Below are 24589 nucleotides of genomic sequence, written 5' to 3' on the forward strand. Positions count from 1 at the left end.
AAGTGATACTGAAAGGAGTTAGTTTTATATGAAAGCCCTTGTTTTAACTGGAACGAGACAAATGAAAAAACAGGAGATCTCTGATAAGCCTGTAACAAGCAATGAAGTCAAAGTAAAAGTTATGGCATGCGGTATATGCGGAACAGACAAGCACCTGTTCCAGGGATTGCCTGGATCTGCTCAGGCTGATCCTCCGATTGTCCTCGGACACGAAAATTCCGGCATTGTGACGGCAATCGGACCGGAAGTAAAGAGTGATTTCAAACCCGGTGACCGGGTAACCATCGACCCCAATATTCCCTGCGGGTACTGCGACTTTTGTCATGAAGATAAGCCACAGCTATGTGAAAATAATGAAGCGATTGGTGTCACAAGAAATGGCGGAATGGCAGAATATGTTTATGTACCGGAAACAAATGTTTATAAAATTCCGGATAATCTCAGTTTTGGGGCTGCTGCCATGGCGGAGCCGGTGAGCTGCGCGGTACATGGCCTTCGTTCACTTGATATTCGACCCAGTCAGTCAGTACTGGTCATTGGTGACGGATTTATGGGACAGGTTTTTCTTGAACTTCTGGCAAAGCGCGGGTTGAAGAAAGTGGACGTCAGCGGGCACAATCCGAAGAAAGTTAACCTCCTGAAAACACTTGGGGCGGATGTGGTTTTCAATCCTGAGGAAACCAGGCACGATGAGAAATATGATGTAATCATCGAATGCGTTGGCCTTCCTGTTACTCAGGAGCAGGCGATTCAGTCTGCACGACGCGGCGGTCAGATTCTGATGTTCGGCGTTGCAGGCCCGAATGACACCATTTCACTCAATGCCTATGATGTTTATTTCAACGAGCTGACCATTAAGGGAGCTTTTATCAACCCCTATGCGATGCGTGACGCGATCCGGATTCTCTCGGATAAGACGGTTGATGCCGAGCGGCTGATTACTCACAGGCTGAAGCTTGATGATGTACCAGATGTACTGGCCGGAAACATTAATGAAAAGATCACTAAGGCGATCATTTTGATGGATCGTAACGCCTGAATTACGGTTCTGTTTCTTTTCATTATGTTACAATCAGAAAACAAATCATCCATTGAGTGATAAGACGGCGGATGCCGTCATTTATTTTATATAAGTGTTCGGTTCTCATCATCGGTATCATTTACACAGGAGGCGCAGGCTGCATGAAAAAATCAATCCTGCCAATTGCACTGGCAGGCGGTGTCATTGTTGCCGGATCGTTGCCGGCTCATCGGGCGCTGGCTGATCATCCTGTCACTATAGCGCGCAAGCACCTGAATACATCTTACCAGTGGGGAGAGAATGATTGTTCCGGGTTTACCAAAAAAGTTTTTGCTCGTTTCGGCATTCGCTTACCACATCATTCCGCGCTCCAGGCCCGCTATGGAGTACCAGTCGCAAAGAAAAATCTGCGCTCCGGTGATCTGGTCTTCTTTAATACTTACGGTCACGGCATCTCACACGTTGGCATTTATATCGATGGCGGTCGAATGATCAGTTCGGAAAACGAACGCACAGGTGTTCAGGAAACACAGATTTTCGGAGACGGGGCGGCAAAATACTGGGAACCCAGATTCGTTACCGGCCGGCGTCTGCAAATAAGCTCTCATGGCCGGAACGCCCGTTCACAAAAACAGATACCCGGCAAGGAATTCCATAATGAAGGGGTGAAGTCCGCACACCCAGAAAGCAAGAAAAAATCAACTTATCTTGTACAGAAAGGTGACACGCTTTCAGAAATTTCACTTCGCACGGGTGTTACGGTTGCTCAGATCAGAAGAATTAACCAGCTCCAATCGGATCTCATTCATTCAGGGCAGATTCTTCACCTTAAGAGGGAGCATGAGCGAAGTTACGAGCAAAAGCTGGCAAAGCTCGTCTGGCTGTTTGATGTATCTGATAAACAGATATCTGCGAGGGGACAGCTGGAAGCAGGAGGGAAGAAGATGGACTCTGGTGAAGAGAACCATTTACTCTGGACCATTCTGGAGAAACAGGGTCTGTCCGGGATGAAGTTCCGGAGGTTAAAACGTGATGATTCAGTGAGCCTGCTTCCTGATCTGAAATTAAGGGTACAATGATCACCTGCTTTCAGACCAGGCTTGTTTATCTTCATCTATTTTATTTTTGAAAAAGCGGATTTATGACAGCATGTGAAGACCAGAGAATTAAAGAAAGACTTGCCGGCTGGCGTATCGCAGACATTCCAGAGGGTTTGAAATTTATAGTAAATATTTACTTTTTATCGCGTACAAAAAAAGCAGGCTGACCTATTTTCGGTCGGCCTGCCTGGTTGTTACGATTTAGAACTCTTCATATTTCGCCGGATCCTGACCAAACGTACGCCCGTCAGGACGGCTCAGTGATGAAATGATCTTCATTTCATCATCAGTTAATGAAAAATTGAAGAGTGACAGATTCTCCAGCTGTCGAGCAGGGGAAGAAGACTTTGGAAGCGGTAGAGCACCCAGCTGCACATGCCAGCGAAGAATCACCTGCGCAATCGAGATGTCGTGATCGGCAGCAATCTTTTTTAATGTCTTATCCTGCAGAAGATGATTTGCACGCCCCAGCGGGCTCCATGACTCAGTAACAATACCGTTTTCCTTATCCCATGCCCTTTGTTTTTCCTGATTAAAATAAGGGTGAAGTTCTACCTGGTTCACACTCGGGGTCACCCCCGTCTCACTGATAAGCCGCTGCAGATGTTCCGGCAGGAAATTGGAGACGCCAATCGAACGGATCAGTCCCCATTTTTTCGCATCAATAAGTGCCTGCCAGGCTTCCACATACTGATCTTTACTCGGATTCGGCCAGTGGATCAGATACAGATCGTAATAATCGAGGCCGGCACGGAACAGCGACTCCTGAATGGTCTGAAGGGCCTCCTGATATTTATGATGCCTTCCAGGTAACTTTGATGTAATACGCAGTTCTTCCCGGGGAACTGAGCTGCGACGTACTGCTTCGCCAACCGTGCCCTCATTCTCGTAGTTAAAAGCCGAATCAAGCAATCGGTATCCTGTATCAATTGCACTTAGAATCTTTTGTACGCCATCTGCGCCATTCAGTTTATATGTACCAAATCCTATCGCCGGCAGTGTCAATCCATCGTTTAACGTGATAGTCGGAATATCAGAACTCATGTGCATCTCTCCTTGCATTTTTACCTTCAGTGTAGCATCGGGAGGAAAAAGAGTCTAATGATCTGATGGAAGAATGTGATATAATATGAAAGTATTTGGAATGTTTCCACACTTTATTCCGGCAGGAACATGAATCGCAGACAGGGATGTTCTGGAGATACGGACATTGGAGCTTTAGAGCTGACGAAAACATTTTACAGAATGGTTGGAGTGACGCATTTACATCTGGGCGAATTGATCATATAGTAAAGGGTAATCATTTAAAAATGATGATATTGATGGTGACCTGAATGTAAGAGAGGTGAGCAAATTGGGATTGAGGTTTACGGAGGATCAGGATAAATTGCGGAAACCCGAAAAAAGAAAATGGTTTATGAAAAAGGGGATCATTCTTTCATCGGTGATTCTATCCAGCACAGCTGCTTTTCTGAAAGTAGCGGGGGACGCAGTAGGCAAACATTTCTATAAACTTGCTATCGAACGGAATGATAAAACGGAGCTCCTCGATCATTTAAGTCAGAAGATTCCCGTAGATGAACTGCCTCAGTTGATCAAAGAAAGGCTGGAGGTGATAAAAGCCTCGAAAGATAAGTTTGTTGAAACTTATCCGCCTCAGGATGTCTTTATCCAATCGGAAGATAACCTGAAGTTGCATGGCTATTTGTTCCTGCCGCATCCGGACAGTCATCGATGGGCCATCCTGGTTCACGGGTACATGAATGAAGGCAGCGGTATGTTTTATTATGCACCGGATTTTTCTCAGCACGGGTTTAATATTCTCAGCCCGGATCTGCGTGGTTCCGGAAAGAGTGAAGGGGATTACGTTGGCATGGGCTGGGTGGATCGTAAAGACATCCTGAGATGGATCAATAAACTGATTCAGCGTGATCCGGCTGCGAAAATTGTTATTCATGGTGTATCCATGGGCGGAGCAACGGCGATGATGACCGCCGGAGAAAATCTTCCGGACAACGTCACTGCGATTATCGAGGACTGTGGTTACACTTCTGTTGCAGATGAATTCGCCTACGAACTGAAAAACCTGTTTAATCTTCCCAGCTTCCCTGTTATGCAGCTGGCTGACCGGGCAGTCAGATCGCAGGCAGGATTCAGCATTTATGAAGCGTCTTCAGTCGAACAACTAAAGAAGGCAAGAGTGCCCATCCTGTTTATTCACGGGTCTGATGACACCTATGTTCCCACAGAGATGGTTCATAAAGTCTATGATGCCGCTCCGGTTGAAAAGGAACTTCTGATTGTGGATAAAGCACCACATGCCTCATCAGCCATTGTTGCACCAGAAGAATACTTTATGAAAATATTTAACTTTATTGACAGACATATGGATCAAAAACGGCCTGTTCAGAGTCAGCTAAAAAAGTCTGTATCAGGCTGAAGTTCATCAGACCGATCAGCTGTTCATATATGAATAAGAGCCGGATCAGACCTTTTTATCGGGGTCTGATCCGGCGTTGTTTTATATCAGATGAACGGGGCGATACCGGAAGACCTGGGTTGGGAAATGACTAATTACTTCAGGACATCATCTGAAAATATGTGATAAGTCCGGTAAGGGTTCCGAGACTGATTCCGGCAAGCACGTCGCTCGGATAGTGCAGCCCAAGGAAAATGCGCGACGTTGCCACACTCAGAGCAAGAGGCAGCAGAAGAAAAACGAGCATCGGCTGATACAGAATTAACGGAATAATCACTGAAAAAACGGCTGTTGCATGCCCGGATGGAAAGGAATGATCGGTGAGTGGATTCTTCATGACCTTTGCCCCGGCAAGAGCCAGATAGGGACGATTTCTTGGAAAAAGTCTCTTCAGAACCTGTACGATAATATGACTTCCTGTCAGAGATATGGCACAAGCGACCGCTGTCCGGTGCAAAGTCCCCTCTGCAAAAAACAGTATCAGCAGGACTGCCAGTATTTCTGTCACAGCGCCACCGACACTCGTAACCAGACGAAAGTAGATATACAAGCCTCTATGTTCAAAGTAGCAATTAATTCTTTTGAAGATCTGACATTCTACTTCATAGAGATTGTCAATTGATTTCGCTGCCATCTGAAATCACCTCCCATTAAACATTCATATTTCCTGCACAGCCTATTATTGTCATAAAAATGCATGAAAATGGATCTGTAGAATGGTAAAGAGCGGGAAAAATGTGTCGGGATAACGATACGGGCCAGTCGTCTATGGACGAAGTCATTTCATGAATGTACGCCGCACCTCCTGATAAAAGAATAACATAATCCGATTTTATGAGCATCTTATTCAGGGACGGCGGCATGATTTCCCAGATGTTCCTCCTTTTTCAGAATACATGGCCATGTTTGTGACCTTACCGAAATCCATTGGGGCGCCAAAAATAAATGGGGGACGCATCCTGCCTTGCGATCAGTATCAGTCCTTTACATAAACGGCATCCGGGGCCTGGCCAAAACGTTCTCCTTTATTCTGAAGATCGATTTTTTTCATCTCGACAGGTGTCAGCATAAAGTCGTAGATATCTGCGTTATCCCTGATCCGTGAGAGGGTCTGCGATTTTGGAATAATCGCGACGCCATGCTGCCGGTGCCACCTCAAGATGATCTGAGCAGGTGATTTTCCATGTTTTTCTGCTATGTCACAGATCACAGGATCATCAAGATCCGCTCCTCGACCTAGTGGGCCCCATGCCTGATGTACCATACCAAGTGATTTCAGATAGTCACGCATGACGTGGTTGGAGAAGTGAGGATGCGTCTCCAGCTGATCCACAGCTGGAACAAAATTTGCGCGTGACAGTAAACGATCCAGGTGATGGCTCTCAAAATTACTGACACCGATCGCCCGGACAAATCCTTCACTGTACAGGTGTTCCATGGCCTTCCATGTTTCAAAGAAAGGATCCTTCAAAGGCCAGTGAACAAGATAGAGGTCAAGATAATCCAGCTGTAATGCTTTTAAGGAAGTATCGAATGCCTTTAATGTTTTTTCGTAACCCTGATCGCGGTTCTGCACTTTAGAAGTAATAAAATACTCGCTGCGCTCCAGTCCTGAATCCTTCAGAAAGTCTCCGAGAAGATGTTCATTTCCATACTGTGCAGCCGTATCAAACAGACGGTATCCGGCGTCTACGGCTGCTTCGAGCGAACTTATAAAGATATCTTCATCAGTCATCGAAAAAAGGCCAAAGCCTTCACAAGGCATTTTAACGCCATTATTCAATGTCAGGGTATCCTGCATGGACAGGGCCATAAGTGATCTCCTTTCCAGGTATTTTCATAAATCTAAGATTACTATAAACCATTTTTCACAAAAGAAAAGAGTGAACAGATAGACGATCTGCCAGGGCGTTTTTTCCTCTGATATACCTGAATAAAATGTGAAACCGGGATCACTAATATAACGTAAAATTATTTATGTTAACTTATGTCTGGTGGTGCAGATACATAGAATATAAATAGATAATATGTCGTCTTTTCTCTTCCCGGTCCTTGTTGGCTCTAAGGATGTTGCAACAGAAGATATCCGGATGCTCTACTGTTATTTTTTTAAAGGAATCCGGGGCCACACTGTCAAATTATATAAGTAGCATCTACCTATATAATTAACGGAGTGTGATCGGATGAGTACGGGAAAGGGCAATTATGGATACTCTACCAGGCAAGTTGTCGAGAAACTGAAAGTCACACGGAGTAAATTGAGAAGACTGACTCTGGCGTTGGAGAAGCATGGATATCACTTCCCCCGAAAAAAATCCAATCAGCGGATTTATTTTGAGCAGAATGTACAGATGATTTCACAATTGATGCTGGAAATGAAGAAGGGGAAGACCATTGACTATGCTGCAGCAGAGTTATGTGGAGGGCCTGCCGGTTTACCTCAGGCAGAGCTTACAAAGGCAGCACTCCATTCTTCTGGGTCCGGTACTTTGAAACTTCCTGAGACGGAGATTTCTTTCTCTGCCGAACAGTTTCGCCTGATGATTGAACAAGTTGCTGCCACAGCAGCTGAAAAAACAGCTGAGAACGTTATTGAGCGGTACGACAGGGAAATGGAGCGCAGGATCGAGCGAAGAGACAGAGAGCTGGTCAATCGGCTGAGAGAAGCCAGCGAAGCAGGTGTAAAAAAGAACAATTTTTTCTCACGTTTTATCGGACGTAAAAAGCTGGCTGAGAAATCGTAACTTATCTGTAAAAATCTGTAATTACATCACAGGATTGGTTCGTGCTGAGGCAGGATATTTGCCTATGTTTCAGCATAATATATAATGTAAGCGATTACACCCAAAAAGGAGGATTAAAATGGCCAAGTTAGAAACAACTGTCCCCTCACTCCCGCCGCAGACACTGAAAGAACGCATGATCAAGGTCGGCCCTGGATTTGTCGTTGCCGCAACCAGTATTGGTGCGCCGGATTTACTTGCCTCCATTGTTGTCGGTCAATCTTACGGTATGACTTTTTTATGGGCAATTATTATTGGAACAATTATTAAATACTATTTAAATGAAGGGGTCGGGCGATGGCATCTGGCTACCGGAACAACCATTCTGGAAGGTTGGCGATCTCTTGGCAGATGGGCAACAGGTTACTTCGGTGTATATGCTGTCATCTGGGGCTTCGTCTATGGAGCAACGGCAGCAATGGCATCAGGTATGGCCATGAACGCAATGTGGCCTGTCCTGCCGATCTGGGGTTGGGCGATTATCCACGCCGTTGCCGGTTTCCTGCTTGTTTACACAGGAAAATATAAGCTGTTTGAACAAGTGATGACATTTCTCGTCGGCCTGATGTTCCTGACCATCGTCGGTCTGGCCTGTTTTTTTCTTCCGGGATTAAAAGAATTATCCTGGGGACTTGTTCCGACCGTTCCGGACGGGTCGTTATACCTTGTACTCGGACTGATTGGCGGCGTCGGCGGCACCATTACCATGGCTTCCTACGGTTATTGGATTAAAGAAAAAAACTGGACCGGGAAGTCGTGGATTCCAATGATGAAAACTGACGCGAAAGTCGGCTATATTATCACCGGGGTGTTCTGCATTTCTGCCCTGATCATCGGTGCACAATTCCTCTATGGTACGAATGTTGAAATTCGTGGCGATCAGGGATTCGTTACGATGTCTAACATGCTGGCCGACCAGTTTGGCGAACCCATGAGATGGACACTTCTACTTGCTTTCTGGTCAGCTGTTTTCAGTTCGCTTCTTGGCGTCTGGAACGGTGTCCCTTATTTATTTGCTGATTTTGTACGCACCATACGTATGAAGAAGAATAAAGAGCTGGCTGACAAACCGGTTACGGAAAAGGATCCCATGTACCGCCTGTATCTGTTCTGGCTGACCTTTCCTCCAATGATTATGTACTTCTTTGGTAAACCGGTTGAGCTGATTATCCTTTATGGTGTCCTCGGTTCACTCTTTATGCCCTTTCTCGCGATCACATTGACCATCCTTCTTAACTCGAAGAAAGTAGACCGGGATGCACGGAACAGATGGCTGACCAATGCGGTACTGATTGGATGTATCATGATGTTCGGATTCCTGGGATTAACCGAATTATTGGACCTGTTTTAAAGAAAAACGGCGGCTGGCAAGTTGCAGACGCCTTTAAAACTGAAAAAAAAAGAAGGGGCCGTTCAGGCTCCTTCTGTATTCAATCACTCAAAGTATTGAATATCCTGATATTCCTTTTTTCTTTCAAACTGAATTTTCGCGTAAGAACAGGCAGGAATGATCTTTTTATGCTCTTTAACCGCCTTATCAACGACTGCCTGAAGCAGTTTCCCGGCCAAATGATGGCCGCGGAATGCCGGGTCAACATAGGTATGATCGATACTGAGAACGTCTTTATAAGGATGTGAATAGGTAATTTCACCAATCTCCTGACCTGAGTCATTATAAACAAAATATCTGTCCTGACCCTCTTCAATTTTCATGCTTTACACCTCTGGTTGATTAATTTTTTTACTGGAACGACCCTATTCATCATTTCGAGATGTAATGGTCGTTTTCCTTTTTTTCGTGCGTTGTGGATTGTCAGAAAAACAGACGATTGATGCAGATACTTTGTCCCTGTCAGTAATGAATGAAAGCCATATTCTATCAATGTAAGACCAAGAAACAGATGAAGGAGGTGTTCCCTTATGGGATGGGATAACCTGATGTATGGGCAGAACTGTTACAACGGTCGGGGGATCAGCCCGGCCTATGATAATGGTTATGGCCGGAAGATCAGCCCGGCTTTTGACCGCAGAGGCTGTGATGGCCGCGACCTGCTGAAAGGAATTTCCAAGAATGACTTTATCAAAGTCTTTCTGAAAAATTCGCGTCCTGTTGAAGGTTTTTTTGCAGGTGTATCCAAAAATATTTTGACTCTCTTTGATTGCGAAAAACGCAGAGTATCAACCATTGATATTTGTCTCGATGATGTTGTTGCCATCAAATCATTCGGAGATGCTTTCGATCCGCGAAACGATCATGATCATGACCATGATCACGATTATAAATGTTTTGACTGATCGAAAACAGATCAGGCTCGAGAGGTTATTTCTCTTGAGCTTTTTTCTATTTACAGATTATCGTTTAAACGCATTTATGGCTCAGCCGCCTGCGATTTGTCAGCCACATTTTTTTATTTGCAAGTTTTCACTGATACCTGTAAGATAATGATAATTTCAGGTTGTCTATTATTGAGGTGAGCTATGATGTCCAGAAAGAAAAAATTTGCTCTTGCTGCTGCCTTCACCGGAGCAACAGCTGCCGCAGTCACGGCCGGACTTTTTATCCGCCGGGAAGTAGCAAAACGAAAGCCGTTTTCGATAGAAGAAACAACCATCGATGAGATACAGAAAGCGATCAGGCTGGGACAGACAACTTCTAAAGAGCTTGTCCGTCAGTACCTGGATCGTATTCAAAAGTTGAATCAGCAGGGGCCGTTTTTGAACGCTGTGCGCGAAATCAACCCTGAAGCAATACATGAAGCGGAAGCCTGTGATGTGAAAAGAACCGTTCAGCCGGATGTCGGCCCGCTCTTCGGCATACCGATTATTGTTAAAGATAATATCGAAACAGCAGGGAACATGCATACGACTGCAGGTTCTATTGCGCTGAAGAACCATCAGGCCAGTCAGGATGCGTTTATCATCAAAAAGTTGAAAGCGGCCGGCGCCATCATTCTCGGCAAGGCAAATCTGACTGAATTTGCTAATTTTATTTCGGATAAAATGCCGAACGGATACAGCTCTCTGGGCGGACAGGTACTCAATCCATATGGTGCTGCATTTGATGTCGGCGGTTCCAGTTCAGGAACAGCCTCCGCAGTTGCGGCTAACCTTGCTGCTGCAGGCATCGGTACGGAAACATCCGGTTCCATTCTCAGTCCGGCATCGTCGAATGCCCTGGTCGGGATTAAACCGACAATTGGTGTTCTCAGTCGCAGTGGCATAATTCCTCTTGCTCACAGCCAGGATACAGCCGGCCCGATGGCCCGGACCGTCCGTGATGCCGTCCTGCTGCTGAATGCCATGACCGGCGTAGATGAAGATGATGAAGAAACCGTCTGGAGCAGGGGAGACGTGCAAAAAGATTATAGGGTTTACCTGAAGCGTAATGGACTTAAAAATGCCCGTATTGGTATTGACCGGCATTATCTGAAAGACCTGAGTAGAGAGAAGGTCGAACTGATTAACAAGGCCCTTAAAGTAATGAAAGAAAAAGGGGCTCATGTCATTGATCCCGTCATCATCCCGTCATCAGAGACTCTCGAAAACAGACGATCATCTGTCCTGTATCACGAATTTAAATGGGATATCAACCGTTATTTTGGAAAACTTGATCAGCAGATTCCTGTCCACAGTCTGGCTGATCTGATCGCTTTTAACAGGGAGCATGCGGATAAAGCCTTAAAGTACGGGCAAGCTGTTCTTGAGAAGTCCGAACAGACAAGCGGTGATCTTGGTGAACGCGAATATCTGATTGATCGCGCGGACGATTTACGTCTTTCCCGAAAGGAAGGGTTAGACGCGGTCATCAAAGCACAGCATCTGGACGCACTGGTTTTTGCTAATGCTCAGGGATGTGATATTGCTGCCAAAGCCGGCTATCCTTCAATTACGGTTCCCGCCGGTTATACACACGATGGCGAACCGGTCGGCATCACTTTTACCGGACTCGCATTCAGTGAACCCAGACTGATTGAACTCGCCTTTGCATTTGAACAGGCAACAAAGCATCGCATGGCTCCCGGGCTGTAAACACGATTTTTTTGGGTACCTCTTCTGATGTTCCACATAAAGTGGCATGAGAACATGAAGAAAGAGAGTGATCATCGTGAACAGCTTCAGGGAGACGCCGGGCATGTCGGCCGAAAGTGATGAGCAGTCGCCTGATCGGCTCCGGTCTGCGATCACCGGTGAATGGAATGCAATTTTTCCAGAGATGAACAGCTGCATGCGGTCTGGTTCCTCTATTTTCTGAATCTTAACAGGAGGTATTGAAGAAGCGCCTAGCAGCGCTTTTTTCAATACTTTCGGTTGTTCACCTGTCATGCAGACGGATCGTGATGTGCCGAAGCACGTGAAGAAAAGAAGGGCAGGCCAGACGAAATGAAAGGCAATGAACGGAGCAGATGTAAACGGTGCACTGCTGGCCGGATTCCGATGATACGTGATCAGGCCGGTGTGATATACTGAATAAAGTCGGTCATGATCATTACACTGTGCCCCTGTACAAGAACGGCAGGGAGACAGTTGTTAAAACACCGCTTTCGGTCAGCAGCAGGGCGTTGCAGGCGATCCTGATTGTTCAAGCGGCCGTTACGTCATCCTGAATATACATAAGACAGACAAAAGGCAACAGGCACCATGAAGAAGGTTTCATCTTTACGCAGTGAATGTAAGTGCAGTGAACACAGGGTATCGTGGCTTTTGAACAAAAGTATTTTTTAATGTAAATCCGGCACCGGATAGAATGATGGCAGAAAGTGAAGGGATTTATGTGACAGTTCAACAAATTGCCGGAATAGATGCTGGCGGAACAATGATTAAAATTGCGATCAGCGATGGGAAAAAGCTGACCCTGAAAGCTTTCCCTGAGAGGGAAAAAGAGCACTTTCTTGAGTGGCTGCACAGAAATTACCCTGAAGGATTCATCAGCATGACGGGAGGCGGCGCGTCCTGCCTCGCAGCTCAGCTGCCGGAACGACAGATACAGATCGTCCCGGAATTTCAGGCATCCTGTACCGGCGTGCAATATCTGCTGCACCAGGAGCGAGGCAGGGCAGATCCGTTTATCCTTACTAACGTGGGGACTGGGACTTCACTGCATCTGGTTAAAGGTGAGAAAAATCAACGGCTGACTGGAACCGGTGTTGGCGGGGGCACCATTCTCGGCCTGTCTGCACTTTTGACAGGGATACATGACTTTTCCAGGCTGATGGAGCTGTCCCTCCAGGGGAAGCGGGCACATATTGACCTGACTGTGGCGACTGTTTACAGAGGGCACACGCCTCCGATTCCGGGGGATCTGACAGCCAGTAATTTTGGAAATGTCAGTGAAAAAGTGAAAAAATCTGCAACCGCAAACGCAGATCTTATCGCTTCTGTAATCGGGCTTGTAGCCGAAACGATCACAACACTGAGCGTGCTGGCGGCTGAAAAAGAGCAGGTACACCGGATTGTCTATATCGGCGGGGCGTTCAGCGGGAACCCGCTTCTCCACAGGTTGGTCAGGAACTATAGCAGATTTTGTCATGCAGAACCGATTATCCCGGAAAACGGCCAGTTCAGCGGCGCGGTTGGCGCTCTTCTGATGCAGCGGTCATTGAATCAGACAGAAAGTTAGACTGTGGAATAATCTGCAGATCTAAATTAGTCTTTGTTTAATTCATCTTTTCCGAGAAACTGATCAAGATTTGATTTATCAAGCGTAAATCCTTCACCGAAGACCTCGTGAACATCATTTATTGTAACAAAAGCGTCCGGGTCCACTTCCAGAATCAGATTTTTTAAACGAAACACTTCGTTGCGGCTGACGACACAATAGAGGACCCTGATGTGTTGCCTGGTATAACCTCCCTTTCCATAAAGCAGCGTCACACTGCGGTTCAGCTGAGAAATGATTTTGCCGGCAATGTCATCACTCTTCCGCGAAAAAATCAACATGGCTTTTCCTGCGTACGCGCCGCGCTGAATCACATCAATCATCCGTGCACCAACAAAAACACCGACGAGTGTATACATCATTTGCCGGTAATCGAGATAAATAAGTGAGAGAATGATGACGGAAACATCAATGACCAGCATCGTTTTACTCATGGTCCAGCCAAATTTCTTGTGGGTGACCCGGGCGACAATGTCTGAACCGCCTGTTGTGCCTCCATATCGGAAAATGATGCCCAGTCCACCGCCAATGAATGCACCGGCAAAAAGTGCAGCGAGAAACAAATCGTGCTTCAGTGAGAAATCAAATGTGATCCAGTACTGAAAGACAAATAGAAAAAAAGACAGTGAAAATGTTCCAATCAATGTATAGATAAATTCATCCCGTCTGAAAAACTTCCATCCTGCAAGAAACAGAGGCAGGTTAAGAACAATGTTACTGATGCCGGGGTCAATGGAAAATAAATTATACAAAATGAGCGTCACACCAGTGACGCCACCTTCGGCCAGCTGGTTTTTCATGTTAAAGTTCACGAGTCCGAAAGCATAAATCGCTGCACCTGCCAGGATGAAAAGGATATTTTTTGTTTTTAACTGTAGATTCAATGAGGTCACACCTTTCCGTACATATAACCTCTATAATCATAATCGTAAGAGCGTTTACGTTCAACATCATCTTTGAAAGCTGAACGATCAGGTCAGAATATTGTACCTTTTTTCTGCTTCTCCCGTAAAGTTCTTTGATTCCGGACGAACAATTCGATAGAATATAGTGAGATTATAGAGAGTGGGGATGCGGATTGCCGGATAAATCGATGAAAGAATTACAGCAGGATGTGGACGGATACATCAGACAGTTTAAAGAAGGTTATTTCTCACCGCTAGCTCTTCTGGCGCGGCTGACAGAAGAACTTGGCGAACTGGCACGGGAAGTGAACCATTATTACGGTGAGAAGAAGAAAAAGCCGTCGGAACCGGAGAAAACGGTCGAAGAAGAACTTGGCGATCTGATGTTTGTTGTCATTTGTATGGCTAACCGTTTACATATTGGTCTGGATACAGCTTTAGAGCGTGTGCTGACTAAATTCAACACACGTGATAAAAATCGCTGGACACGAATCAGTGATGAAGGGAAACGATAAATCATGGTGGAAGAAAAAAAGATTCGAATTGTTGTTGCAGGACTGAGAGGCAGAATGGGTTCAGAAACCGTACGGATGATCTCCAACACGCCCGAATTTGAACTGATCGCAGGGGCGGATGACGGGCATGACGGAGAGGATGCGGGACATCTTCTTGGTATTCCGGACTTGCATGCACGGGTGTATGATGATATAGAAAAGTGTCTGTCTGCCGAGCAACCCGATGTCCTGATTGATTTTACCAATCCGGAGGCGGGAAAAAGAAATCTTCAGGCGGCAATTGATTTTGGCGTACGGCCAGTAATCGGGACATCCGGTTTTTCCAATGAAGAAGTCTCTGATTACAGGAGACAAATGGATGAAAAAAAGCTTGGCGGGATCATTGCTCCCAATTTCGCCATTGGTGCCGTCCTGGTCATGAAATTCAGCCAGATGGCGGCAAAGTATTTTCCTGATGTAGAAATTATTGAACTGCATCATGACGAAAAGAAAGATGCACCGTCGGGAACTGCGGTTAAAACAGCCGAGCTGATTGAAAAAAGCAGGAAACCGAAGAAACAGGGTGCACCTGATGAACGTGAAACGTTAAAAGGGGCAAGGGGAGCCGATTTTGATGGCATGCGCATTCACAGTGTTCGCCTGCCTGGTCTTGTAGCCCATCAGGAAGTGCTCTTCGGCAGCAAAGGCGAACTGCTCACGCTGCGTCATGACTCCATGGACCGGGCTTCATTCATGACCGGTGTCACCTATGCTGTCCGTACCGTCATGTCGCTCAACACACTGGTTTATGGTCTGGAAAATCTGCTGGATTAACAGGCTCTGCACAGAAGGGCTTAAGAGAGAAGGTGACATGATGAATATTGCTTTAATTGCGCATGACAAAAAGAAGCCGGAAATGATCCAATTCACTATGGCTTACAAACCGGTGCTTGAACAGCATAAGCTCTTTGCAACAGGTACAACCGGTACGAAAGTCATGGAAGCCACCGGGCTTCAGGTACATCGCTTTCAGTCCGGTCCTCTCGGAGGTGATCAGCAGATCGGCGCAATGATCGCTTCCAACGAAATGGATTTAGTGATTTTTCTGCGCGATCCCCTGACAGCACAACCGCATGAACCCGATGTCAATGCGTTGCTGAGGCTCAGTGATGTCTATAGAATTCCTCTTGCAACAAATATGGCATCCGCTGAGATTATGATGCATGCACTCAGACGTGGCGAATTTCACTGGCGTGAACTGGTTCATGCAAAAAATAACGGACAGGGTGCGTAACTGATCTTAAATTAACCCATGGCAATTGAATGAGGTGTTGACTTGGAATTTCCATTTACTGACGCCGCCTTCCTTCTGGATACACTGACTTCACATGGATATGAAGCATACGTGGTCGGAGGAGCGGTTCGTGATTACCTGCTTGGCCGGCCGGTTCATGATGTTGATATAGCCACCTCAGCTCATCCGGATGATGTCATCTCACTGTTTAAAAGGACGGTACCGACAGGAATCAGGCACGGAACCATCACTGTGATTTACAGAAAGCGCAGTTATGAAGTCACGACGTTTCGGTCAGAAGCTGATTATTACGATTTTCGTCATCCAGGCAAGGTAACATTTGAAACTTCTCTGGACAAGGATCTGATGCGCCGTGATTTCACGATCAATGCACTGGCTATGGAACGGACAGGACGCATCATTGATCTTTTTGGCGGGACAGAAGATATGTCTTTAAAAAGAATTCGGATGGTCGGCAGTCCTGCCGAACGTATCACAGAAGACCCGCTGCGTATCATGCGTGGCATCCGTTTTGTCTCTGAACTCAATTTCAATTTGGGCTCAGATGAACAAGCCGCCTTTTCCGAAAAGGCCACGCTTCTCCGGAAGATCTCTGTCGAACGAATTGAACAGGAAATGACCAGACTGCTTGACGGACCGGCAAGAGCAAAAGCGATAAAACTTCTGTTTACGACCGGGTGCCTGTATGCCTTACCACTCATAAAAAACAAAACTGCCGCTGTGGAGCCGAATCAGGTTGATTTCTCAGTACTTGCGACAAATGATGAGCGATGGACCGCTTTCCTTCTTGTGCTTGGGTTCAGGGATATTGCAGAATTTGCCCGGGAGTGGAAATGGCCGGGCGCACGACGGAAAGCGGTAGCCCGGCTGCAGTACTATTTTGAGCAGCGAAAAAGAGAACCCTGGAGCCAGTTATCCATTTACATTGCCGGTCTCAGAAATGCCCAGTCGGTTGAACGCTTACTGTGTGCTTTCGGGCGAATCAGGAGAGACAGGCTCAGTGAAAGTCTGGACCGTATCAACAGGATCTGGGCTTCCTGCCGGATTCACAGCAGGAGTGAACTCGCTGTAAATGGCAGAGACCTGCTCACCTGGTCGGATGCCAGGCAGGGGCCCTGGATGAAAGAAGCGCTCGATCAAATTGAGCAAAATGTCGTGACCGGTAGAATAGCGAATGATCGGGAGGCGATCGAATCATGGTTCAGAACATGGCAGGCAAAACTAAAAAAGCGATTCTGATGATGCTGTATAAAAACCGTAACCGCTTTCTGTCCGGTCAGCGTATATCAGAAGAGATTGGCTGTTCACGTACAGCAATATGGAAACATATTCGCGAACTGATCCATGAGGGATATACCATTGAAGCTGTTCAGAAGAGCGGATACAAACTGGCCGGAGCTCCTGAAGGCCTGAATGAGGCGGCCCTGTCTGTCGATCTCCATACCCGGAAAATTGGCCGTCATATTCGATTTTATGATTCAATCGGATCCACACAAAAAGAGGCACTCCGTCTGGCAGATGAAGGAGCAGAAGACGGAACTGTTGTGATCACTAATGAACAGACTGCCGGAAGAGGACGTCTTGGTCACAACTGGCAGTCACAGCGTGGTAAAAATATCGCCATGAGCCTGATACTCAGACCCGGTCTTTCCATTGAAAAAACGCCGCAGCTGACACTTGTTGCAGCCGTTGCCGCGGCAGAGACAATCGAGAAAGAGGCGGGTTTCTCCTGCGGCATTAAATGGCCGAACGATATACTCTGGCAGGGACAAAAACTGGTCGGGATTCTGACAGAGCTTCAGGCTGAGGCAAATTTCGTCAAAGCGGTTGTGATGGGCATAGGGATCAATGTCAATACTGAAGCTGATGCCTTCCCGGAAGACTTGCGTGGACAGGCAGGTTCCCTCTTTTCAATCACAGGCAGGAAATATGATTTGTCTCGGTTCACCAGAATATTCTGGGAGATCTTTGAATCTTTATACCAGTTATTTCTCAGTGAGGGATTCATTGCGATCAAACCATTGTGGGAAAAAAGGGCAATCAGTCTTGGAAAACCCATTCGGATCCGCCGCCCGGGCGGAGTGGTACTCTGTGGTAAGGCGCTTGGTATTAATGATGAAGGAATTTTACTTCTTCAGCAGGACGATCAGCAGATTGTACCGGTTTACTCCGCTGATATTGAATGGAACTAGGCAGGATAACTCAGAAAACTTTTAGCCTTTCAAGGCGAAAAGGCCGGTTGATTTTGCTATAATAAATATTGCATACGGGTTGCGATGACGGGCTATATTTTCTGAAGGGAAAACAGCACCCGCAATCTTTTATCACAAACAGTCTGCCACGATCCGCACTGGACGTGGACGGAGGAAAGCCTCCGGTGAGGTTTCTTATCAACCGGCCGGTGGCTCAATCTTCCTATGGACAATAGGAGGAAATAAAAGAATGGTAAGGGTAAAAAAAGGGATTCTGAAGATTTTTTCCGATCCTGCCTCTATATCCCGTTATGTACGGGAACAGAAGGCCGTAGGGAAAACAGTTGGATTCGTTCCAACCATGGGCTCACTTCATGAAGGTCACGCGTCTCTGTTCAGAAAAGCAGTCGAAACCAGTGATTGTGTGATTGCCAGTATTTTTGTGAACCCGGCGCAGTTTGGTGATCGTGAGGATTTCGAGCATTACCCTCATCATCTGGATCAAGACTTCATGATAGCGGAGAAAGCAGGTGTTCATGCACTTTTTACGCCTGATGAACAATCGATCTATCCGAGTGGGATGGATTTCACTGTCCGTGTCCATACAAAAACGGATGTACTCTGCGGTGTCAGTCGGCCTGGTCATTTTGAAGGCGTCGCCACCGTGCTGACAAAATTATTTAATATCATTCAGCCGGATCATGTCTATTTTGGTATGAAAGATGCCCAGCAGGCAGCGATCATTTCCAGTCTGATCCATTCATTTCATTATTCAATTCAGATGCATTTGTGTCCGATCAATAGAGAGTCTGACGGGCTCGCCCGCAGTTCCAGGAACCTTCGCCTGACGCCCGATGAACGTCAGGAAGCTCCGGAAGTGTATCGCGGACTTCAGGCCGGACTTTTATCCATGAAGAATGGAGAGCGCCGGAGGGATCAGATTATCGACGCGGTGATGTCCTATTACTCGAGTCATCTCGTTCTGGGTACTGTGGACTATGTTGATCTCCTGAGTTATCCGGAACTGACCAGAAGGAAGGATCCCATTTCCGGCCCGTTCATTCTTGCGTGTGCCATTAACTATCGCCAGGCCCGCCTGATTGATAATATCACGGCGAATACCGCGGATCTGTCATAAACCCGGGTCCGGCATGGTGCTGAAGACTGTCGTCCTGCTGCTCACCAGCAAAATCAGATGATCCGGATGATCATCAGCGGAGAACTTGCCGGACAGATGATAGAACCTGCTGCCCCTGTCTGTGAAGAAACCTTGCATTACGGTCAGAGAATGCTTACGCTTAATCTACCGTTAAATGGTAATTATGTGACAAATTCCTTCCCGGATTTTGCCGCACCTACATAATAAAGCAAAAGGTGATCCTTTGAAAAACTGGATTATAGCAGGCATCCTGTGCATTCTCGTTCTGCCCGTCCTGGGCTTCTATCAGATTTACAGTCATAATATGAATGACTTGGATCATGCTGCCGGTACCGCAGCTGAAAAAGCAAAACAGCAGTACGGGATTCAAAACGTTTTATCCGTCACCTACTATCATGGGAGCGACGCCTACCAGGTCGTCAACGGGACAAGAAACGGCCGAAGAATTTATATCTGGGTACCGGACCAGCCTGGGCAGGCTGACTTTATCGTCAGAGATGCCAATAAGGGAATTACAGAAAAACAGGCTCTCCATGCACTTTCAGACATGAAACTTGATGTAAAGAAGATCCAGTCTGTCCGGCTGGGTGCCATTCATAACCAGCCGGTCTGGATGATTACTTTTCTGAACAGCAGAAACAACTATAATTATGTTGCCATATACTTTGATAACGGCAAAGAAGCCCAGAGGATTCTGAATGTCTGAATTTCGGTCACATATCCTTTTCGATTACAGGGAGGAAATATCATGCAATTAGCAGATCGTGTTGCAACAATTACACCTTCAAGTACTTTGGCAATAACTGCGAAAGCCGGTGAACTGGCTGCTCAGGGCTACGACGTTATTGGCCTCGGTGCCGGACAGCCTGATTTCAACACACCGGATTTTATTATTGATGCGGCTACAAAAGCGCTGAAAGCCGGACATACAAAATATACACCGACAGCCGGGCTTCCTGAACTGAAGCAGGCAATTATCGGAAAACTAAAGCGTGATCAGGGATTTTTGTATGATCCCTCACAGATCATTGTCGGTAACGGAGCAAAGCACGTTCTGTACCTGCTTTTTCAGGCACTTCTTAATCCTGGAGATGAAGTCCTTATTCCCGCACCTTACTGGGTCAGCTATCCGGAACAAGTTAAACTTGCCGGAGGGGTCCCGGTACCCATAAAGACAACGCAAGACCGGGCTTTTAAAATCTCGGTCGATGATCTGGAAAAAACAGCGACTAATAAAACGAAGGCTTTGATTCTCAATTCGCCAAGTAATCCGACTGGCATGATTTATCGTCGGGAGGAGCTGGAACCTGTTGCTGAATATTGTCTTAAACATGGCATACTGATCGTATCAGATGAGATCTATGAGAAGCTGATCTATAACGGGAATGCCTTTTTTTCCATCGCTCAGATCTCAGATGAGGTGAAAGCAAACACCATCGTCATCAACGGAGTTTCTAAATCGCATGCGATGACCGGCTGGCGAATAGGTTACGCAGCAGGTGACGCGAAATTGATTAAAGCGATGACCAATGTAGCGAGTCACAGTACCTCTAACCCTGCTTCTGCTTCTCAGTATGCAGCAATTGCTGCCTATAATGGTCCGCAGGAAAGCGTGGAACAGATGCGCCAGGCATTCGAGAAACGGCTTAATACCGTTTATAACCGGCTGATCGCACTGCCGGGTGTTGACTGTCTGAAGCCTCAGGGGGCATTTTACTTATTTCCTGATATCAGTAAAGCAGCTGTTTCTTGCGGATTCAGCTCAGTTTCAGACTGGGTTGCCGCATTACTTGACGAAGAAAAAGTAGCCGTTGTTCCCGGTGCAGGATTCGGTGCCCCGGAACATATCCGACTTTCATATGCGACTTCGCTCGAGAAATTTGAAACTGCTCTGGACAGAATAGAGCATTTTATTCGCAAACACACAAAATAAACAGATGAGGTTTATCCCACATGAACGGGCTTATACTACCTCAGGGTCATGAGGGTAAACGAACAGACCCAGGTGGGGGATATCAGCCCGATGGGTTCAACGAACAGTCAGTGGGGGACAAGGCAAACTCCCACTGATTGACGTTTCACTTTATTATTGGGGGTCTTTGAAACATGAAAGCAACCGTTTCAGAAATTAATCAACATGTTGGAGAAGAAGTCACCATTGGAGCGTGGCTGGCAAATAAACGATCAAGCGGCAAGATACAATTCCTTGAATTAAGAGATGGTACCGGTTATATTCAGGGGGTTGTTCTGAAAAATGCGGTCGACGATAAAAGCTGGGAGGAAGCTAAAGAACTCACTCAGGAAAGTTCACTGTATGTTTCCGGTACCGTAAGAGAGGACAAACGCGCGCCATCCGGTTTCGAACTGACGGTTTCTTCAATTGAAATCATTCAGATTGCTCAGGACTACCCCATCACAAATAAAGAACACGGTGTGGAATTTCTAATGGATCATCGTCATTTATGGCTGCGTTCCAGCCGTCAGCATGCCATCCTCAGAATCCGTAACGAGTTAATTAAGGCAACATATGATTTCTTTAACAATAATGGTTTTATTAAAGTGGATCCGCCGATACTGACAGGGAGTTCAGCAGAAGGAACAACAGATCTGTTCCACACAAAATATTTTAATCAGGACGCCTATCTATCCCAGAGCGGTCAGCTGTACATGGAAGCGGCGGCCATGGCATTCAGAAATGTATTCTCTTTTGGTCCGGCCTTTCGGGCAGAAAAATCAAAGACCAGACGCCATCTGATTGAATTTTGGATGATTGAACCCGAAATGGCATTCTGTGATCATGAGCAAAACCTGAAGATTCAGGAAGACTACATAACCTTCCTTGTCCGCCGGGTACTGAAAAACTGTCAGAATGAGTTGAAGACCATTGGAAGGGATACTTCAAAACTGGAAAAAATTAAACCCCCGTTTCCGAGAATAACTTATGATCAGGCCGTTGACTTTTTAAAACAGCAGGGATTTGATGATATAGAATGGGGTGATGATTTCGGTTCACCGCATGAAACAGCCATCGCTGAACATTTTGATGTACCTGTTTTTGTTACGGAATATCCGACAAAAGCAAAGGCTTTCTATATGAAACCTGTCCCGGGCAGGGAGGAAGTTGTTCTGTGTGCTGATCTGCTTGCCCCCGAAGGGTATGGAGAAATTATAGGCGGGAGTCAGCGAATTGATGATCTCGAATTGATGAAGAAACGATATCAGCAGTATCATCTGACAGACCCATCCTATAAATGGTATCTGGAACTTCGTCAATACGGATCCGTTCCGCATTCCGGTTTTGGTCTCGGTCTGGAACGCGCAGTGGCATGGATCTGCGGACTTGACCATATCCGTGAGACAATCCCGTTCCCAAGACTCCTGAACAGGATTTATCCGTAACGGTCAAATCAGATGATAGAAGCAGATGGACGGGCATTTCTCAGGATGCCTGTCCTTTTTATTATTGATTCAGGACCGTTCGTCCAGACAGGCAATGTTATAATAACTCATGAGGTGTCAAAAATATGGATACAAAATTTATGTTGCATCTGATGACAGATAGCAGTGTCAGTATTCCCTCTTTACTGATCAAACATTATCATGACATTGGTCTGAATGAACAGGAATGTATGCTCTTGATTCAGGTTCATTCGTTTATCATAAAAGGGGATGACTTTCCGACGTTTACTGATCTGTCCCGGAGAATGACGCTCGATGAGACGGCGTGTGCCGATATGCTGCGAACGCTGGTTCAGCGTGGATTTCTGTCCATTGTTCAGAAGACGGAGAACGATGTCTATTCTGAAGCTTACTCACTTACACCCTTATGGGAAAAGTTGCTGCAATATGCTGTTCGTCAGGAAAGTAAGGCGGCACTTCAGGGAAATGAAGAAGCGCTGTATACACTCTTTGAGAATGAATTCAGCAGACCGTTGTCTCCGATTGAATGTGAAACACTCGCGATGTGGATTGACGAAGATCACCAGTCTCCGGCGATGATCAAAGCCGCTTTGCGTGAAGCTGTTGTTTCAGGAAAGCTGAATTTCCGTTATATAGACCGAATTTTATTTGAGTGGAAGAAGAACGGTATAAAGACTTTGGATCAGGCAAAAGAACATGGAGACCAGATCCGGCATCTTCAGCAGTCCCATCATGCCAATAAGGGAAGCGTAAGGGGCAAGGCACCGCAGAAGCCGGCATATGACTGGCTGGATCATGAATGAAAGGAGCTGGCGGTCATATTAAACCAGAAACAGATTAATTATGTTCTGGAGACAATCGGTCAGATGTTTCCCAACGCACATTGTGAACTCAATCACCGTAATCCTTTTGAACTGACCATTGCCGTCATGCTTTCGGCACAGTGTACAGATGCTCTTGTAAATCGGGTTACTCCGTCATTATTTCATAAGTATCATGAGCCGGAAGACTATCTGGCTGTTCCACTGGAAGAACTGCAGCATGACATCCGCTCAATCGGCCTTTATCGGAATAAAGCCCGACATATCCGTCAGATGTGTGCCCGACTGATTGAGGAATATGACGGCAGGATCCCGGATTCAATGGAAGAGTTGATCAAACTTCCGGGGATCGGGAGAAAAACCGCAAATGTGATTCTCTCCGTGGCATTCGGTGTACCTGCAATCGCTGTCGATACGCATGTCGAACGGGTGACCAAGAGACTTGGCATCTGCAGATGGAAGGACAGTGTCTTTGAGGTAGAGAAAACTCTGATGAAGCGGGTTCCGAAAGAGAAATGGTCAGAAACGCATCACCGGTTGATTTTTTTCGGACGTTATCACTGTAAAGCACAACACCCGAACTGTCCCGAATGCCCGCTTCTCGACCTGTGCCGGGAAGGCAGAAAACGGATGAAAAGGACAAATCAGGCAAAGAACGATGTGATCGGTCATGCTTAGAATTCCGGAAGAATTCCGACAAGCTCCTTTTTATCAGCACAGATCTGAACTATCCATGCCGAAAAATAGGGAAGAAAGGATGCGCATTCCTTTCTTCTACGACATGTTATTTAAGGGTGATTCTTCGTTACTGGCGACCTGGCCATGGCAGGAAAAGGATCCCGTTCTTCCATACTTATGGGAAGAGCGCCAGCAGATCAGAACAGCTTTTCATCGCAGGCAATCTGAACAGGCAAAAGGGCTGATGTTACATGCTGTATCTGCATTTATTGATCACATGGTCTGGACAGCGAATCGTCCTGTACGAACACTGTCTCCGGTAGAGTTGACTTCAGAACTTCAGGCGCTGCCCTTTGCGCCGCTTAATCTTCAGGAGAGACTCAAGTATATTTTCCGGCAGCCCGACCGCTATATATCATTTATTCAGCTGGACAGCCTTCAGGAAGAACTGACAAAAAAACTTGCCGTGTACCATCGGATGAAAAAAAGCCTGCCGGCCGGCAAGCCTTTGACACCACCAGAAGCTTAGTTATTCTGAAACATTTATTTAGTCTTCATTAGATCAC

Annotated in this window: 25 protein-coding genes; 20 read left to right on the forward strand and 5 right to left on the reverse strand. The window is 46.3% G+C overall.

The features are described 5' to 3' along the window. The first annotated feature begins 28 nt into the window (after positions 1-28). Together EWH91_RS05480 and EWH91_RS05485 are read left to right on the forward strand one after the other, a co-directional pair. Positions 29-1039 (forward strand): zinc-dependent alcohol dehydrogenase family protein, encoded by a 1011-nt coding sequence (locus EWH91_RS05480; RefSeq protein WP_129929020.1) that lies wholly within the window; start codon positions 29-31, stop codon positions 1037-1039. Between the two features lie 143 nt (positions 1040-1182). Then, positions 1183-2100 (forward strand): C40 family peptidase, encoded by a 918-nt coding sequence (locus tag EWH91_RS05485; RefSeq protein WP_129929021.1) that lies wholly within the window; start codon positions 1183-1185, stop codon positions 2098-2100. 222 nt (positions 2101-2322) lie between these two features. Here EWH91_RS05485 and EWH91_RS05490 read toward each other — a convergent pair whose 3' ends face one another. Beyond that, positions 2323-3165, reverse strand: a complete 843-nt coding sequence (locus tag EWH91_RS05490; RefSeq protein WP_129929022.1) for an aldo/keto reductase — start codon at positions 3163-3165, stop codon at positions 2323-2325. Between the two features lie 310 nt (positions 3166-3475). Here EWH91_RS05490 and EWH91_RS05495 point away from each other — a divergent pair, with 310 nt between their 5' ends. Beyond that, positions 3476-4561 (forward strand): alpha/beta hydrolase, encoded by a 1086-nt coding sequence (locus tag EWH91_RS05495; RefSeq protein WP_240697265.1) that lies wholly within the window; start codon positions 3476-3478, stop codon positions 4559-4561. A gap of 139 nt (positions 4562-4700) precedes the next feature. On the opposite strand, the gene EWH91_RS05500 is transcribed toward EWH91_RS05495, so the two are convergent. Together EWH91_RS05500 and EWH91_RS05505 are read right to left on the reverse strand one after the other, a co-directional pair. Continuing rightward, positions 4701-5234: a phosphatase PAP2 family protein gene (locus tag EWH91_RS05500; protein WP_129929023.1), complete on the reverse strand. Its 534-nt coding sequence runs from the start codon at positions 5232-5234 to the stop codon at positions 4701-4703. 342 nt (positions 5235-5576) lie between these two features. Next, positions 5577-6413: an aldo/keto reductase gene (locus EWH91_RS05505; RefSeq protein ID WP_129929024.1), complete on the reverse strand. Its 837-nt coding sequence runs from the start codon at positions 6411-6413 to the stop codon at positions 5577-5579. Positions 6414-6783: 370 nt separating this feature from the next. Between EWH91_RS05505 and EWH91_RS05510 the strand changes: the two genes are divergently transcribed. Together EWH91_RS05510 and EWH91_RS05515 are read left to right on the forward strand one after the other, a co-directional pair. Then, positions 6784-7344, forward strand: coding sequence for a hypothetical protein (locus EWH91_RS05510; RefSeq protein ID WP_129929025.1), 561 nt, complete (start codon positions 6784-6786; stop codon positions 7342-7344). A gap of 118 nt (positions 7345-7462) precedes the next feature. Then, positions 7463-8734 (forward strand): Nramp family divalent metal transporter, encoded by a 1272-nt coding sequence (locus EWH91_RS05515; protein ID WP_206184283.1) that lies wholly within the window; start codon positions 7463-7465, stop codon positions 8732-8734. Between the two features lie 83 nt (positions 8735-8817). On the opposite strand, the gene EWH91_RS05520 is transcribed toward EWH91_RS05515, so the two are convergent. Next, a complete protein-coding gene (locus tag EWH91_RS05520) occupies positions 8818-9096 on the reverse strand; it encodes a GNAT family N-acetyltransferase (RefSeq protein ID WP_129929026.1) in 279 nt (92 codons plus the stop codon). Between the two features lie 207 nt (positions 9097-9303). Between EWH91_RS05520 and EWH91_RS05525 the strand changes: the two genes are divergently transcribed. The 3 genes from EWH91_RS05525 (at position 9304) to coaW (ending at position 13000) form a co-directional block, all read left to right on the forward strand. Further along, positions 9304-9678, forward strand: coding sequence for a hypothetical protein (locus EWH91_RS05525; protein ID WP_129929027.1), 375 nt, complete (start codon positions 9304-9306; stop codon positions 9676-9678). 186 nt (positions 9679-9864) lie between these two features. Then, positions 9865-11412 (forward strand): amidase family protein, encoded by a 1548-nt coding sequence (locus EWH91_RS05530; protein WP_129929028.1) that lies wholly within the window; start codon positions 9865-9867, stop codon positions 11410-11412. 742 nt (positions 11413-12154) lie between these two features. Continuing rightward, positions 12155-13000 (forward strand): type II pantothenate kinase, encoded by an 846-nt coding sequence (gene coaW / locus EWH91_RS05535; protein WP_129929029.1) that lies wholly within the window; start codon positions 12155-12157, stop codon positions 12998-13000. Between the two features lie 26 nt (positions 13001-13026). On the opposite strand, the gene EWH91_RS05540 is transcribed toward coaW, so the two are convergent. Continuing rightward, entirely contained in the window at positions 13027-13923 is an 897-nt protein-coding gene (locus tag EWH91_RS05540; protein WP_129929030.1) for a YitT family protein, read from the reverse strand. A 209-nt stretch (positions 13924-14132) separates the two neighbouring features. On the opposite strand from EWH91_RS05540, the gene EWH91_RS05545 reads away from it, so the two are divergent. The 12 genes from EWH91_RS05545 (at position 14133) to EWH91_RS05600 (ending at position 24552) form a co-directional block, all read left to right on the forward strand. Beyond that, a complete protein-coding gene (locus EWH91_RS05545) occupies positions 14133-14459 on the forward strand; it encodes a nucleotide pyrophosphohydrolase (RefSeq protein WP_129929088.1) in 327 nt (108 codons plus the stop codon). Between the two features lie 3 nt (positions 14460-14462). Further along, positions 14463-15272, forward strand: coding sequence for a 4-hydroxy-tetrahydrodipicolinate reductase (dapB, locus tag EWH91_RS05550; RefSeq protein ID WP_129929031.1), 810 nt, complete (start codon positions 14463-14465; stop codon positions 15270-15272). A gap of 40 nt (positions 15273-15312) precedes the next feature. Next, complete coding sequence (locus EWH91_RS05555; protein ID WP_129929032.1) at positions 15313-15732, forward strand: methylglyoxal synthase; 420 nt, start codon at positions 15313-15315, stop codon at positions 15730-15732. Between the two features lie 42 nt (positions 15733-15774). Further along, entirely contained in the window at positions 15775-16992 is a 1218-nt protein-coding gene (locus EWH91_RS05560) for a CCA tRNA nucleotidyltransferase (protein WP_129929033.1), read from the forward strand. After that, the gene (locus EWH91_RS05565) at positions 16950-17945 is read left to right on the forward strand and encodes a biotin--[acetyl-CoA-carboxylase] ligase (protein ID WP_129929034.1); all 996 of its coding nucleotides are present in this window, start codon (positions 16950-16952) and stop codon (positions 17943-17945) included. The genes EWH91_RS05560 and EWH91_RS05565 overlap by 43 nt, the downstream gene beginning before the upstream one ends. Before the next feature lie 250 nt (positions 17946-18195). Continuing rightward, a complete protein-coding gene (gene panC, locus EWH91_RS05570; protein ID WP_129929035.1) occupies positions 18196-19083 on the forward strand; it encodes a pantoate--beta-alanine ligase in 888 nt (295 codons plus the stop codon). A gap of 244 nt (positions 19084-19327) precedes the next feature. After that, the gene (locus tag EWH91_RS05575; RefSeq protein ID WP_129929036.1) at positions 19328-19810 is read left to right on the forward strand and encodes a cell wall elongation regulator TseB-like domain-containing protein; all 483 of its coding nucleotides are present in this window, start codon (positions 19328-19330) and stop codon (positions 19808-19810) included. A 42-nt stretch (positions 19811-19852) separates the two neighbouring features. Continuing rightward, positions 19853-21037 carry a pyridoxal phosphate-dependent aminotransferase gene (locus EWH91_RS05580; protein WP_129929037.1) on the forward strand — a complete coding sequence of 395 codons (1185 nt, stop codon included), beginning with the start codon at positions 19853-19855 and terminating at the stop codon, positions 21035-21037. Between the two features lie 173 nt (positions 21038-21210). Further along, positions 21211-22503: an asparagine--tRNA ligase gene (gene asnS, locus EWH91_RS05585; RefSeq protein ID WP_129929038.1), complete on the forward strand. Its 1293-nt coding sequence runs from the start codon at positions 21211-21213 to the stop codon at positions 22501-22503. A gap of 125 nt (positions 22504-22628) precedes the next feature. Further along, on the forward strand, positions 22629-23327 hold the full coding sequence (locus EWH91_RS05590; protein WP_129929039.1) for a DnaD domain-containing protein: 699 nt from the start codon (positions 22629-22631) through the stop codon (positions 23325-23327). A gap of 15 nt (positions 23328-23342) precedes the next feature. Beyond that, a complete protein-coding gene (gene nth, locus EWH91_RS05595) occupies positions 23343-24023 on the forward strand; it encodes an endonuclease III (RefSeq protein WP_129929040.1) in 681 nt (226 codons plus the stop codon). A 79-nt stretch (positions 24024-24102) separates the two neighbouring features. Then, positions 24103-24552, forward strand: a complete 450-nt coding sequence (locus tag EWH91_RS05600; RefSeq protein WP_129929041.1) for a YpoC family protein — start codon at positions 24103-24105, stop codon at positions 24550-24552. The last annotated feature ends 37 nt before the right edge of the window (positions 24553-24589 follow it).

Source organism: Sporolactobacillus sp. THM19-2 (genome assembly GCF_004153195.1).
In the GTDB taxonomy this organism is placed as follows: Bacteria; Bacillota; Bacilli; order Bacillales; family Sporolactobacillaceae; genus Sporolactobacillus.

Excerpts from the sequence above, each read along its gene's own strand:
- EWH91_RS05480 (WP_129929020.1), top strand. The coding sequence starts at position 29 with ATGAAAGCCCTTGTTTTAACTGGAACGAGACAAATGAAAAAACAGGAG.
- EWH91_RS05485 (WP_129929021.1), top strand. The coding sequence starts at position 1,183 with ATGAAAAAATCAATCCTGCCAATTGCACTGGCAGGCGGTGTCATTGTT.
- EWH91_RS05490 (WP_129929022.1), bottom strand. The coding sequence starts at position 3,165 with ATGAGTTCTGATATTCCGACTATCACGTTAAACGATGGATTGACACTG.
- EWH91_RS05500 (WP_129929023.1), bottom strand. The coding sequence starts at position 5,234 with ATGGCAGCGAAATCAATTGACAATCTCTATGAAGTAGAATGTCAGATC.
- EWH91_RS05505 (WP_129929024.1), bottom strand. The coding sequence starts at position 6,413 with ATGGCCCTGTCCATGCAGGATACCCTGACATTGAATAATGGCGTTAAA.
- EWH91_RS05510 (WP_129929025.1), top strand. The coding sequence starts at position 6,784 with ATGAGTACGGGAAAGGGCAATTATGGATACTCTACCAGGCAAGTTGTC.
- EWH91_RS05515 (WP_206184283.1), top strand. The coding sequence starts at position 7,463 with ATGGCCAAGTTAGAAACAACTGTCCCCTCACTCCCGCCGCAGACACTG.
- EWH91_RS05520 (WP_129929026.1), bottom strand. The coding sequence starts at position 9,096 with ATGAAAATTGAAGAGGGTCAGGACAGATATTTTGTTTATAATGACTCA.
- EWH91_RS05525 (WP_129929027.1), top strand. The coding sequence starts at position 9,304 with ATGGGATGGGATAACCTGATGTATGGGCAGAACTGTTACAACGGTCGG.
- EWH91_RS05530 (WP_129929028.1), top strand. The coding sequence starts at position 9,865 with ATGTCCAGAAAGAAAAAATTTGCTCTTGCTGCTGCCTTCACCGGAGCA.
- EWH91_RS05545 (WP_129929088.1), top strand. The coding sequence starts at position 14,133 with ATGAAAGAATTACAGCAGGATGTGGACGGATACATCAGACAGTTTAAA.
- dapB (WP_129929031.1), top strand. The coding sequence starts at position 14,463 with ATGGTGGAAGAAAAAAAGATTCGAATTGTTGTTGCAGGACTGAGAGGC.
- EWH91_RS05555 (WP_129929032.1), top strand. The coding sequence starts at position 15,313 with ATGAATATTGCTTTAATTGCGCATGACAAAAAGAAGCCGGAAATGATC.
- EWH91_RS05565 (WP_129929034.1), top strand. The coding sequence starts at position 16,950 with ATGGTTCAGAACATGGCAGGCAAAACTAAAAAAGCGATTCTGATGATG.
- panC (WP_129929035.1), top strand. The coding sequence starts at position 18,196 with ATGGTAAGGGTAAAAAAAGGGATTCTGAAGATTTTTTCCGATCCTGCC.
- EWH91_RS05580 (WP_129929037.1), top strand. The coding sequence starts at position 19,853 with ATGCAATTAGCAGATCGTGTTGCAACAATTACACCTTCAAGTACTTTG.
- asnS (WP_129929038.1), top strand. The coding sequence starts at position 21,211 with ATGAAAGCAACCGTTTCAGAAATTAATCAACATGTTGGAGAAGAAGTC.
- EWH91_RS05590 (WP_129929039.1), top strand. The coding sequence starts at position 22,629 with ATGGATACAAAATTTATGTTGCATCTGATGACAGATAGCAGTGTCAGT.
- EWH91_RS05600 (WP_129929041.1), top strand. The coding sequence starts at position 24,103 with ATGCGCATTCCTTTCTTCTACGACATGTTATTTAAGGGTGATTCTTCG.